This is a genomic window from Cobetia crustatorum (genome assembly GCF_000591415.1).
In the GTDB taxonomy this organism is placed as follows: domain Bacteria; phylum Pseudomonadota; class Gammaproteobacteria; order Pseudomonadales; family Halomonadaceae; genus Cobetia; species Cobetia crustatorum.
This window is the reverse complement of sequence record NZ_JEMF01000041.1, coordinates 17,275-29,734: the sequence shown is the minus strand read 5'-3', so window position 1 is coordinate 29,734 and position 12,460 is coordinate 17,275. Positions and strand designations below refer to the sequence as shown.

At 57.8% G+C, this 12,460-nt stretch carries 10 protein-coding genes; 4 read left to right on the top strand and 6 right to left on the bottom strand.

What is annotated here, in order from left to right:
- Window positions 1-44: 44 nt before the first annotated feature.
- The 6 genes from BF12_RS0110220 to kdgR all read right to left on the bottom strand — a co-directional run bounded on the left by BF12_RS0110220 (window position 45) and on the right by kdgR (window position 6,128).
- Entirely contained in the window at window positions 45-965 is a 921-nt protein-coding gene (locus BF12_RS0110220) for an alpha/beta hydrolase fold domain-containing protein (protein WP_084488069.1), read from the bottom strand.
- 118 nt (window positions 966-1,083) lie between these two features.
- The gene (locus BF12_RS0110215) at window positions 1,084-1,551 is read right to left on the bottom strand and encodes a thioesterase family protein (RefSeq protein ID WP_024952193.1); all 468 of its coding nucleotides are present in this window, start codon (window positions 1,549-1,551) and stop codon (window positions 1,084-1,086) included.
- Window positions 1,551-2,504: an L-carnitine dehydrogenase gene (locus BF12_RS0110210; protein WP_024952192.1), complete on the bottom strand. Its 954-nt coding sequence runs from the start codon at window positions 2,502-2,504 to the stop codon at window positions 1,551-1,553. The genes BF12_RS0110215 and BF12_RS0110210 overlap by 1 nt, the downstream gene beginning before the upstream one ends.
- Window positions 2,501-3,436 (bottom strand): beta-keto acid cleavage family enzyme, encoded by a 936-nt coding sequence (locus BF12_RS0110205; protein WP_024952191.1) that lies wholly within the window; start codon window positions 3,434-3,436, stop codon window positions 2,501-2,503. Before BF12_RS0110205 ends, BF12_RS0110210 begins: the two co-directional genes overlap by 4 nt.
- Window positions 3,437-3,728: 292 nt before the next feature.
- A complete protein-coding gene (locus tag BF12_RS0110200) occupies window positions 3,729-4,787 on the bottom strand; it encodes a polysaccharide lyase family 7 protein (RefSeq protein WP_024952190.1) in 1,059 nt (352 codons plus the stop codon).
- A 555-nt stretch (window positions 4,788-5,342) separates the two neighbouring features.
- Window positions 5,343-6,128: a DNA-binding transcriptional regulator KdgR gene (kdgR, locus tag BF12_RS0110195; RefSeq protein WP_024952189.1), complete on the bottom strand. Its 786-nt coding sequence runs from the start codon at window positions 6,126-6,128 to the stop codon at window positions 5,343-5,345.
- A gap of 354 nt (window positions 6,129-6,482) precedes the next feature.
- Between kdgR and BF12_RS0110190 the strand changes: the two genes are divergently transcribed.
- From BF12_RS0110190 to BF12_RS0110175, 4 genes are all read left to right on the top strand, one after another.
- On the top strand, window positions 6,483-6,827 hold the full coding sequence (locus tag BF12_RS0110190; RefSeq protein ID WP_024952188.1) for a cupin domain-containing protein: 345 nt from the start codon (window positions 6,483-6,485) through the stop codon (window positions 6,825-6,827).
- Window positions 6,828-7,178: 351 nt separating this feature from the next.
- Entirely contained in the window at window positions 7,179-7,853 is a 675-nt protein-coding gene (locus BF12_RS19595; RefSeq protein ID WP_248623668.1) for an SDR family NAD(P)-dependent oxidoreductase, read from the top strand.
- Between the two features lie 63 nt (window positions 7,854-7,916).
- Window positions 7,917-10,076: a heparinase II/III domain-containing protein gene (locus BF12_RS0110180; protein WP_024952187.1), complete on the top strand. Its 2,160-nt coding sequence runs from the start codon at window positions 7,917-7,919 to the stop codon at window positions 10,074-10,076.
- 220 nt (window positions 10,077-10,296) lie between these two features.
- A complete protein-coding gene (locus tag BF12_RS0110175) occupies window positions 10,297-12,420 on the top strand; it encodes a heparinase II/III domain-containing protein (RefSeq protein WP_024952186.1) in 2,124 nt (707 codons plus the stop codon).
- Window positions 12,421-12,460 lie beyond the last annotated feature (40 nt).

Genomic DNA, 12,460 nt, shown 5'->3' with positions numbered 1-12,460 from the left:
ATCGGTACGGGCCTCTTTTCATGGCACGACCGCCCGGGGCGGCATCATGCCTCGTCAAGACGGCGCGTCAAGGCGTCACAGAAATCACGCCAGGCGATGCCCATCTCAGGCAATTCATGATGGGCGTGCAGGGCGGCATGGACCATCCCCGTCGCGCAGTGATAGCCGACTTCCGCCCCCTGGGCTTTCCAGGTGGCGACGGCCGCCTCCAGCGGCGCCGTGAGAGGGTCATGTTCGACCGAGAGCACTTCGATGACCTGCGCCGGTGCCTGCCGTGAATGGGGTGGCGTCATGGCGTAACTGTGCGAGGGGTCACCCTCGGCCACCAGCTGCCACATGGCGACGATTTCTTCACGGCTCAGCAGTGGCGCCGTCGACCCCAGTGTGGCGAGGTCTTCATTGTCGAGGCTCAGTACCGGGTCCATCGGCGGGTAGATGAGGCCCAGCACATAGGGCGATTGTGTCTCGTGATGCAGGCGTGAGACATCCATGACCAGGCGACCGCCAGCACTGTCGCCGACGACTGCGACAGGAGTCAGTTCACGCACGGCAACCTCACAATCCATCAGCGCCTGTTGATAGGACGCTTCCGGCAACAGCCGGTAATCCACGCTGATGACCTCACGATTGAGCCGTGACGCCAGGCTTGAGGCCACGCCCTGATGGCTATCCAGCGAGCCGACCTGCCAGCTGCCGCCGTGCAGATAGACGACACAGCCGTCCTTGCGTGGCGCCTCACGCGTCGGGCGGAAACGTCGCAGGGCAATGACGTGGCCATCATCGGAATGCAGTGTCTCGTCGCTTGGCGTGACGCCGTCTGCGAGTGGTGCGGCCAGGCGCGCGTAGAGGGCTTCGCACTGAGGCCGGCTCTCGGCGACTGACAGGCCTGCCAATTCGGCCATGCCGTCGGCGAAGGCGTCGATGAACGCCTGGCAACGCAGCGGTGAAGATGTCTCGTGTGTCATGGTCTCTGGCCCGAAAGGAAAAATGTCATGCATACGATAACACCCCGCCAGAAACTGACGGGGTGTCGGTCCATCCTTCGAAAGGACGGTCTACCTCTTGACGCTGCCGGTGCGCGTATCAGGCCGTCTTGCGACGGATACCGATACGCCGGCCGGCCGCCTTGGGCCAGTCATCGTCGCCTGCCGGCTGGGGCAGGGCGGCGATGCGCTCCGCCACCGCTTCCGGGCAGGGGGTCGGACGACCGCCACTGATACTCATCGCCATCAACATCTGCTCGCTGGTGGCAATCTCGCCGCCGTCGGCATCGGTCAGAGTGAACAGCACGTGCTGACGCTTGGGGTCGTGATCCAGCAGCAGGACCTTGACCTTGAGTGTCTGGCCTTCGTGCGCCTCCGCCAGGTAGCACAGGTGCGTCTCCAGGGTGTAGATGGTCAGGTCGTGTTCGCGACGACCCTCGGCATCCAGGCCCACGTGCTCCATCAGTGCCTCGACTGCCATCGAGAAGGCACGCGCGTATTCGGCATCATTCATGTGGCCGTTGTAGTCGACCCATTCATGCGGCACCGTGATCTCGAGCAGGTCCATCAGATACGCCCCTCGAGACCTTCGGCTTCCGGCCAGTACTTGCGCGTCAGCGTCAGCAGCTCGACCAGGAAGTCATCGCGACGACGATCCAGCTCGGCAACCGGGCGACCCGCTGCCTGGTATTCGCAGCCTTCCACGACCTTGTCGATCAGCTCGTCGGTCAGCTCCGGCGCTTCGAGCTTGGTCCACGGCAGTTTCAGGGCCGGGCCGAACTGCTCGAGCATGTGACGCATGCCCGGCTCGCCGCCGGCGAGGTGGAAGGTCAGGAAGGTGCCCATCAGCGACCAGCGCAGACCACAGCCATAGACGACGGCCGCGTCGATCTCTTCGGTGGTGGCGACGCCATCGTTGACCAGGTGCAGGGCTTCACGCCACAGCGCTTCCATCAGACGATCCGCGATGTGACCTTCGATCTCGCGACGCACGATCAGCGGACGCATGGCCAGTGCTTGATAGTCTTCGCGTGCGCCTTCCAGCAGCGCCGGGGAGGTGTGCTCGCCACCCACCAGCTCGACCAGCGGCAGCAGATAGACCGGGTTGAAGGGGTGGGCGACGATGACGCGGCCCGGCGCCTTCTTGCAATCCTGCTGCAGATCGGTCGGCTTGAAGCCGGAGGTGGAAGAGCCGATCACCACGTGCTCTTCGGCCGCGGCATCGATGGCGCTGAGGATTTCCTGCTTGAGCGGCAGACGCTCCGGCACGTTTTCCTGGATCAGATCAGCACCGACGACAGCTTCCTCGAGGGTCGCGGCGAAGCGCAGGCGCTCGACGGAAGCGCCTTCCGCCAGGCCATCCTTCTCCAGTGCGTGCCAGGCGTTCTCGACGAAGGCGCGAGTGCGGGCTTCGGCGTCCGGGGCCGGATCAAAGGCGACCACATCCCAGCCATTGGCCAATGCACGTGAGATCCAGCCATTGCCGATGACACCGGTACCGATGACGGATAACTGGCTCATGCGACACCTCCAGCGGTTTCGAGGGCTGCCACGTCGCCGGCGGTCTTGCCGGTGGACGGATCACGCAGCTTGAGGAAGGCGCGCGTCTCGGCCGGGGTCATCACGCTGGAGCCCAGGTTCTCGATGATGCCAGAGGACTTCTCGACCAGCTGCGCATTGGTCGCCATCACGCCCTTGGAAAGATAAAGGTTGTCTTCGAGACCGACGCGAGCGTGACCGCCCAGCAGCACGGCCTGTGCGACCATCGGCATCTGCATGCGGCCGATACCGAAGGCTGCCCAGTTGGAGTTGGTCGGCAGCTTGTTCTTCATGGTCAGCATGGTTTCGGTGTCGGCTTCCGCGCCCCACGGAATGCCCAGGCACAGCTGGAACAGCAGGTCATCGTCGAGCAGGCCTTCCTGCTGCAGCTGGCGAGCGAACCAGACGTGGCCCAGGTCGAAGCACTCGAGCTCCGGCTTGACGCCAGCGGCCTGCACCAGACGAGCGTGCTCACGCAGCCAGTCAGCGGTGTTGATGTAGACCATGTCGCCGAAGTTCAGGCTGCCGCAGTCCAGGGTGCACAGTTCCGGCAGCAGTTCCTGGATCGGCGCGTGACGCTCGGCCGGGGTCTGGATATCGGTGCCCGGGCCACCACGAGTCGGGTCGTTGACGTCCGGAATCCAGTCGCCACCACCACCTGCGGTGATGTTCATGACGATGTCGGTGTCGGCTGAACGCACGCGGTCCATGACTTCACGGAAGTGCTCGGTGGAGTGGCTGATGCCGCCGGTCTCCGGGTCACGCACGTGAATGTGGGCCACGCTGGCGCCGGCCTTGGCCGCCGCGATGCAGTCATCGGCGATCTGCTTCGGAGTCACCGGCACATTCGGGTTCTTGCTGGCGGTATCTCCCGCGCCAGTGATGGCGCATGTCAGGATAGTCTTGCGATTCATGGACGGACCTCATAACTCATGAAAAAGGGATACAGAGAGCTCAGGCTGCTGAGGTGCTAGAGCGTCTGCATCGCGATTGACCCCAGTGTCGTGAAGTTGCGTGCGATTGGATGAGCAAAAAGCGCCGTTTATTTAACTTTTTGCGCCAACATTCGTAAGAAGCGGCGAGGGGTAGTCCAGATAACAAAACACCCGAACCGCAGCAGAGATGTCTGCTGATGATTCGGGTGTTTCGGGCATGGCATGCAAACACTCAAGCGCAATCGCGCTTCACCTGAAAACGGTGTTTACCTTACTGCGTCTTGCCGCTATCCAGCTGAGTGAACACCACCTTGGCATAGTCACCGTTGGCTTCATCCGTTTTCCATTCGCCCGTGCCTTCGCAGGCGTTGGAAGAGGGTTTGGTATTGCACTGGTTGTAAGACCCCGCCTTGAAGTACATCCAATCACCGGCATAACCGGCCGGCAGATCATCGCTATCCACCTTGCCATTGGCATCGACATTATCGGCCAGGTTGATCTCGAAATCGCGGGTAGGATGGCCCTCAGCATTGAAGGTCAGATGCATGATGTCGCCCTTGACCTCAACCTTGTAGCTGAAGGTGTCTCCCAGTGCGATACCTTCCTCGCCGGGATCAGTCGACTCATTCCAGTCGTGTCCCCATACCGCGTAGCTGACGTCGGTTCGCTTGGGATCTTCCTTGGCAAGATTCTTCTCATAGTTCCAGAAGACGGAGCCTGTCTCCTGATCCGGGAGCTTCTTGTAAAAGATCTTGAGGGGCTCGTTACCATGACCGAAGCCCTCATTCTCCTCCATGACACTCTCGTCCTTGCCAGCATGAATCTGCCCGACAACGACAGAAAATGCTGATTTTCTCTCAGGCTTCTTCGAGCGTTCCGCAACGTGGTCTACGCGCAGCGTCGCTTCAAGATAGCCACCGACCTGTGCAAATTTGTCGGCATTCTTGTGGGACGCGAGCGCAAAGTTGTTCTTCGGATCGTGGGTGCCAATCTTGGTATTGGTTCCCCGCAACATCTGGCGGAGCTCCGTGCGGGAATTACTGGAATTAGGTGTCGTGAACGCCTTGTTGGGTGTCACGAATACCAGATGGTCTTCATCGTCGAGATAGAAATAATCCTGATGACGATAGGACTGAAGATCAGACACCGTGATTTCATCCACCTTGCCGTCACCATCGCCATCCATCGGCAATGTCAGCTTCCAGGTATCCAGGTTGAAGGCGTCTGCTGGCGGGGCATCATTGGCAAATGCAGGAGAAGCAATGGCACTTGCGCCTGCCGCGATGATAAGGGCATTGAGAATAGGGTGGCGTACCCGATTATTATGCATGGCATCCTGCCTTTTTTGTGCTTATGGGAAGTGTTTCTGTTGAAGCATTCGAAGGCTAGAGGGTGAGCGTTTCAACTGTCAAGATTTTATTTAAAGTTAATGAAATGTCATTTCATTGCTATTTATTTAAATAAAAACAATGACTTGATGGGATTATTGCAGTGTGCCAGCTCTACAGTGATCGCTCATGATTGACTGCGATGAAGCTCGCTATGTCGTTGATTGCTTGAGAAATAATGCAGCCAATGTGCTGGCGAGAAATGCTGCAGGTTATCCATTGGTCATAGCAGAGGGCAGTAGCAAGCCTGAGCAAAAGATGATGAGTGCATGGACAGATATGCGGAGAATAATGCGAGGGATAATATGAAAAGGCGTCGCGCGGTGAAGACTGAAGCTGGTTCAGTATTCCGTCAGGAGCAGGTTTAAAAGTAGATTTTAAAGCACGTCCAGCGATAGAGAATGTCGTCATCTCATGATGCAGCGCAGGGTAATGCACGGCTTGATATCAGGAGATGACGACGTGGATAGCACGAGTCATACACGCACTGAAAGGGCTCAGCGCTTGGGCTTCCATCCGAGATTCGAGGAAATATTTCGCCCGGATTCACAGAGTATTCTCTGATACTCGTGGGTGATGTCCTGGTGATAACGAATGGTCGGGATCGACATGCTGAGTGCTGCGATCGCTTTGCCAGTGTGATCAAAGATAGGCGTTGCGAAGCAGCAGACACCATCATCCATTTCTTCGAGATCTTCTGACAATCCCGTCTCACGAGTGACGGCGAAGTGTTCACGCAGCGCTTCAACAGAGGTCAAGGTGCGCTCGGTGCGTGCCTCAAGCGGCATCTTGGAAAGTACATGCTCGAGCTGGGGTTCGCTCATGTAGGCCATCAGGGCCTTACCCATCGCCGTCGTATGCGCCGGCGTGCGATCACCAATGCGGGTATTCATGCACAGATTGAAGTGCGAGTTGTATTTGTGGACATAGACAATCTCGCCAGTTGCGATGTCAAGGGTACCGAGGTGCACCGCCTCTCGTGTCAATGTCGATAGAGCAGCCATGTCAGGGTCAGCCATCTTGATCAAATCCATGTTGCCCAGTGCTGAGCTGCCCAGCACGAAGGCTTTCATGGTCAAGCGATACTTCTCGTTGTCCGGATCCTGGGCGACATATCCCAGATTCTTGAGTGTCTGCAAAAACCGATACGCAGTGCTCTTCGACATCATGGCGCGCTGGGACAGGTCTGCAAGACTCGACTCGTGATCAATGTCCAAGCCTTCCAGTACTGCCATCACTTTCATCACCGCAGTGACATTGTCCACCTTCGCTTCTGAAGTCATGACATCCCTTATTCTGAAATTTATGAAATTGTATTTTAGTGTTCCCTTCACTGTTTTTACACCTTTCGTCGCCTACTCACAATGCAGTAGAAGGTGATAAGCGCTTTTTTAGTCATAATTAGATCGCTATATATTCCTAAAAGTTATTGAAATGATGTTTCAAAAATAAAAAACTACTGCTAGGTTTTCAAAACGTCATTTCAAGTTGACGTGCTTCTTGCATCACATCGCGTTCATTGTTCTCTCGCCATCGCGGGATGGAATGACGCGAGGAGGACAACAGTCTCCACAGACACGGCAGCAAGGATGCCGCTTCAAGGATGAAGCACAGCAAGTCACCACGGAGAGATTGACATGAAGACGGATCGCTTTTTTCTGACAGACCAGCATGACTGGCAAGTGGTTGAGCCGGGTATCCAGCGCAAGATCATCGGTAGCACCGAACAATTGATGGCGGTGTGCGTGAAGTTCAGCAAGGGGGCTATCGGCAAAGCGCATCAGCATGAACTGCATGATCAGATTGGCTATGTGCTCCAGGGGGCTTTTGAAGTGGTTATCGCCAATGAGACGCGCATTCTCTCGCCGGGTGATGCCTTCATTGCCCCTCGTCTGACCCTGCATGGCGCTGTCGCACTTGAACACGACAGTCAGGTGTTGGACCTCTTTTCCCCTCGGCGTGATGACATGCTCGGCGAGTGATGCTCGCGATTCAAGGGTCGCCCGAGAGGGCCCAGGAACCCCTGTTTTCACTGTAAAAATTAGACATATCTAAATAATATTCACCGAATATTTGTTGGGCACTTGATGAATATGTTGCGAGTGCTTGGTGAACCTTCAAGGCCGTAGCGCCTGAGGGCCAGCTTTTTTCAAGGTGTCTTTGGGGCCCGTAGACTGGGCTCAACCCTTAGCTCAATCACCTAATTTAACCCCAATGAAATTCAGGAGTGTCGTGATGTTTGATGATCTGCAAGGCAAGCGTGTTCTCGTCACCGGTTCTACCGCGGGTATTGGTCTGGACGTGGCCCGCTCGCTCGTCAAGGCGGCGCCCGAGTGGTGTTGCACGGCAGCCGGCATGCAGACGAGGCAGAAGCTCTGTTGGCCGAGCTATCAGCCCCCGAGCAGGTGTCCTATTTGCAGGCGGATGTGCGCGATACCCAGCAGTGTGAAGTATTGGTCAACCAAGCCGTCGAGCGTATGGGCGGACTGGATGTGCTGATCAACAACGCTGGTGGCTTGGGAGGGCGTCAGGGCCTTGAGGGCATCGATGATGACTTCTTCGACAATGTCATCGACCTCAATATCCGCTCGGTCGTGATGGTGACGCGCTTTGCCATTCCGCACCTGCGCGCCTCTGCCAAGCACAGCCAGCAGACCAGCAGCGTGATCACCACCGGCTCGATTGCCGGACGCGAAGGCGGCGGTATGGGGGCTTGTCTGTACGGCGGTAGCAAGGCAATGGTCCATAACCTGCACCGCAACTGGGTGAAGGAATTCACCAAGGACAATATCCGCTTCAATACCGTCGCACCGGGCACCATCGATACGGCCTTCCATGAAGACAAGAGCGATGACCTCAAGAAGACCATCGCGGGCAGCATCGCCATGGGTCGCTTCGGCCAATGTCATGAAATGGCACCGACCTACCTTTATCTCGCATCTCATGCGGCCAGTGGTTACATCACCGGCCAGGTGATCGACGTCAATGGCGGCCAGATGTGCCCTTGAGTCTGGTAACCCGACATGACGCTTGCCTGAATGCGCCCAACAATAATCACGAGTGGTCACGCCATGGAACAGACATTGCTATTTGATCGTACGGCGCTGGCCGAGCTGCGCGCTGCCTACGAATCTCACGACAGTACACGACTGATGTCGCGCCGCCTGGCGCATGCCGTGCAGGACATGCAGGTTATCCTGGATGAGCCGATGAGCATTCCGGGGCAGGGTGAGGCAGGAGGGGAAGAGCATGCCCGGCACAAGCTCAACTATCAGCATGTCAGCCTGGCTTCCCAGCTGTGGTTGGTAGCGCACGATGAGCGCTATCTCGATTTCGTGCGCCGCTTATTGCTGGGGTATTCCGACATCTATGAAGCGTTGCCCGCACATGTCTCCAAGGACAGTAATCCGCCGGGCAAGCTGTTTCACCAATGTCTGAATGAGGGCATGTGGCTGTTATATGCAGCGGATGCTTACGGAAACATCAAATCCGAACTGCCCGCCACTGAGCGCGAACAGATCGAGCAACATCTGCTGCGGCCGATGATTGATCTGCTGGTCGTGCAGAACGCCCATGATTTTGATGTGGTGCATAACCACGGCATCTGGTCAGTCGCTGCGGCAGGGATTGCCGGGATGGTGCTGGAGGATGAGGATCTAGTCGCCCAGGCCCTTCACGGTAATGCGCGTGATGGCGTCAGCGGTGGTTTCCTCGCCCAGCTGGACCAGTTGTTCTCGCCGGATGGCTATTACCTGGAAGGCCCGTATTACCATCGTTTCGCGCTGCGTCCGATGGTGTTGTTTGCCGAGGCACTGGTAAATAGTGGCACGCGTCATGACATCTATGACTATCGCGACCAGATCATCCGCAAGGCCATCTTGTGTCTGCAGCAAGTGGCATTCCCTGATGGTCGCTTTCTGGCACTGAACGATAGCTCCAAGACCATGGGGCTGGTTGATGAAGGGGCGATGCTCGGCGCAGCGGCATTACTGCATCGCTATCAGGATTCGCGCCTCAATCCGGCCGTGGCGGGGTTGATTCGTGAGAATGTCCAGCGCTTGCCTCTCAGTACCGGTTGCGTGGCGTTAGCTGGTTTCGCCGAGACGGCGTCACTGGCACCGATGGCCCGTGACAGTCAGTTCATCAGCGATGGCAGTACAGGAGATGCGGGGGGGCTGGCCATTCTGCGTGCCCCGTCCTCACGTGGTGGCGAAAGCATGCTGTACATGGCATTCGGTCAACACGGCAGTGATCCCTCCCTGCACTCGGCACTCGACCACGGCCACTTCGATGGCCTGCATTTCGGCTATCACAATGGTCAACATGAAGTGCTGACCGACTATGGCTTCAGCCGTTGGGTCAACATTGAGCCCAAGTTCGGCGGACGCTACACCCCGGAGAACCGCTCCTACGCCAAGCAGAGTGTGGCGCATAACACCCTGGTCGTAGATGAGACGTCTCACCATGGTCTGGAGACGGCACGTGCCTGTGAGCATCACGGCACGCTGGTGTGCTTCGAGGCATCCGATCCCGCACTGCAAGTCGCCAGTGCGCGTCTGAACGGTTATGTGCCTGGCGTGACTCTCCAGCGCAGCTTGATGCTGGTCACACTGCCGGATATCGCGGAACCACTGGTGATCGACCTCATGCGGGCGAGCAGTGACGCGCATCACCATTACGACTACCCGCTGCACTTCCAGGGGCAATTGATGGTGTCTGAACCGGTGCTTCATCAGCAGGCCTCACCCACGGCATTGGGCGAGGCCAATGGCTATCAGCATCTGTGGAAGATGGCCGTCAGTGATGAGCAGCCAGCGCTAGCATCGCAGGCGGTCACCTGGCTGCAGGACGATCACTTCGTGACGGCACGCATGGTGTGCTCTGACGCCTCCATGCTGGTGAAAGGCTTCATCGGCGCGAATGACCCGGACAGCAATCTGCGCAATGAGCCCTATCTGATGCTTCGCTCACAGGGTACTCGCCAGACGGTGGCCTGTGTCATCGAGACACATGGTGTCTTCGATGAAGCGCGTGAAATCTCTCGCGATGCACGACCACAGATCACGGGGTCGCGGTTGTTGCATGACAGTGATGAGGCCTGCGTGCTGGAGCTGGACACCAAAGACGGCGCTCGACATCGCCTAGCCATGGCGTTCCTCACCGCGGGAGATCACGAGGTGGATGTGGCCGGCGAAACTCTCAAGTGGCAAGGCTGGAGTGCGTTGCTATGACTGGCTCCGGGTAATTCCATGTCCTCTTGAGACTGCTGTCGGGATGATGCGCTTCTTGTCTCCTCTCGGGATCAGCTTCCATCGCGCCGTGCCTGGCGCGATGCCCCGGGCTTCGAGGGATCAAAGAACAATGATGAATATTGGTCGACAGCATGCTGTTGGCAGGGGCCAGCTCGGCCTGAAGAAGCCAGTTGGCTCCCTATTTCAATGGAACCTTTTTATGTCGGCACATAGTGAATATCTGCTTTGGTCAGCTTCTGAGCTGAATGAGCTTCGCCAACAGCAAGGGGCAGAAAATGCCCTCGGGCGCAGTCTTGCTGTGCTTGAGTCGCAGGTGGCGGCCAGTATCGCGCGCGGCGTGGTGATTCCCGGACAGGGTGAGGCGGGAAGCTTCGAGCACAATACTCACAAGGAGAATGCCCGTCTGATCGAAGGTGCGGCGTTGCTGGGGCGCATCAACGACGATACGGCAGCGCTCACTCATGCCCATGAACTCCTCAAGGGGTATGCCACGTGTTATCGCGACATGCCTTTCCAGATAGCGCGCAATACCAATCCGCCCGGCAAACTGTTCCATCAGATTCTGAATGAACATATCTGGCTGCTCCATGCATCACTGGCGTTAGCGCTGCTCAAGCCATCATTGCGTGAGGCAGATACCCGCTATCTGGTGGAGGGACTGTTTGAACCGATGTTGGTGATGTTCACCGAGACCTATCGCCACGACTTTGACCGTATCCATAACCATGGGCTGTGGGCGGTGGCTGCGGTTGGAATGTGTGCGATGGTCATCGAGAGCCCATCACACCTGGACATCTCGATCGATGGATTGGATGGCACGGGACAGACCGGCGGCTTTCTCGCCCAGATAGCACTGCTGTTCTCGCCTGAGGGTTATTACGTCGAAGGGCCGTACTACCACCGTTTCGCGATCCATCCGCTGTGCCTCTTTGCGGAGGCGCTGGCGCGCCACTGCCCTGAGCGCAACATCTTCGAGCATGCTCAAGGGCGTATTGGGAAGTCACTGCACGTGCTGCTCTCCAGTGCTTATCCGAATGGATGTTTTCCGGCGCTCAACGATGCCTCTCGTACCATGAATCTTGATGATGAGGGGGCACGCTGCGCCATGGCGTTGCTGGCGGGGCGTTACTCCAGGAACCCTGAACTCCTGACACTGGCACGCCAGCAGCAGGGGGGGTGGCTACACGCCAATGGCCTGGCGCTGGAACGTGCCATGCAGGATGCCGACACGGATGTCGAGACCACCAGTCAGATGTTTCGGGATGGTGCTGATGGGACTCGTGGTGCTCATGCGCACCTCAAGCGTGGACGAGGAATGGCAGCGCAGCATGCAGTGCTCACCGCGGGGCAGCATGGCATGGGTCATGGTCATTTCGATGAGCTGGGAGTGACGTTCTTCTCGCGTGGCAAGGAAGTGCTCAAGGAATACGGTTTTGCGCGCTGGGTGAATGTGGAAACCAAGTTTGGCGGACGTTACCTCAAGGAAAACGAGGGCTACGCCAAGCAGAGCGTTGCACACAACCTGGTGGTGGTGGACATGCAATCGCAGCACCGTGGCGAGCATGCGCTGGCCGACACCTTGCACGGTGAGCTCGAATTGCTCGAGGGAAGCCCAGCCGCCGCGTACGCACAGTGTGACAACGCCTATGACGATGTGGCGATGCAGCGGCAGGTGTTGCTGCTCGAAACACGACATACGGCGACACCCTTGCTGGTCGATATCTTCTCGCTCAACTCCTCGCAGCCCCACGTCTATGACTACACCTTCAATCATGGCGGACACGTCGTGCGCTGGTGGGAAGGGGAGTTCACTGCACTGCCCGCATTGGAAGCCCTGGGTGACTCAGCGGGCTATCAGCATCTGTGGAAAGTGGGACATTTGCCGGCGGATACCGCGCACAGCATGACCTGGCTTGATGGCGATAGCTTCCATAGCTGGCATCAGATCACCCAAGCACCTGCCGAGGCCTATCAGCTATGCGTTGGTGCCAATGACCCGGACCACAACCTGCGTCATGACGCCAAGGTGATGACGCGTCTGACCGCGACATCACAGGTCTTCTACAACCTGTTTGAAAGCCACGGCCACTTCGATGAATCCATGGAGCAGTGCCGAGGGGCGCGCCCCGAAGTACTGAATTTCTGTGTGCTACCCGCCGCAAGCGAGCTGGCCTGGGGCATACAGGCGCTCGAGATCACCTTCCGCACTGGCCGAGTGTTGCTGGTAGTGGCAGAGCCAGACGCCGTACCTCCCAGCGGTAAGGTGACGCTGGGAGACAGGGTCTGCCAGATAACCGCAGGCGTCACCATGATCGAGGTGTGAGCCACTCACTTATCAACCCTCACACGAAGCCCTGTATGAA

What these genes read in the sequence shown, in the direction of transcription:
- BF12_RS0110220 (WP_084488069.1), bottom strand. Translation starts at nt 965, where the DNA reads ATGACACACGAGACATCTTCACCGCTGCGTTGCCAGGCGTTCATCGAC.
- BF12_RS0110215 (WP_024952193.1), bottom strand. Translation starts at nt 1,551, where the DNA reads ATGGACCTGCTCGAGATCACGGTGCCGCATGAATGGGTCGACTACAAC.
- BF12_RS0110210 (WP_024952192.1), bottom strand. Translation starts at nt 2,504, where the DNA reads ATGAGCCAGTTATCCGTCATCGGTACCGGTGTCATCGGCAATGGCTGG.
- BF12_RS0110205 (WP_024952191.1), bottom strand. Translation starts at nt 3,436, where the DNA reads ATGAATCGCAAGACTATCCTGACATGCGCCATCACTGGCGCGGGAGAT.
- BF12_RS0110200 (WP_024952190.1), bottom strand. Translation starts at nt 4,787, where the DNA reads ATGCATAATAATCGGGTACGCCACCCTATTCTCAATGCCCTTATCATC.
- kdgR (WP_024952189.1), bottom strand. Translation starts at nt 6,128, where the DNA reads ATGACTTCAGAAGCGAAGGTGGACAATGTCACTGCGGTGATGAAAGTG.
- BF12_RS0110190 (WP_024952188.1), top strand. Translation starts at nt 6,483, where the DNA reads ATGAAGACGGATCGCTTTTTTCTGACAGACCAGCATGACTGGCAAGTG.
- BF12_RS0110180 (WP_024952187.1), top strand. Translation starts at nt 7,917, where the DNA reads ATGGAACAGACATTGCTATTTGATCGTACGGCGCTGGCCGAGCTGCGC.
- BF12_RS0110175 (WP_024952186.1), top strand. Translation starts at nt 10,297, where the DNA reads ATGTCGGCACATAGTGAATATCTGCTTTGGTCAGCTTCTGAGCTGAAT.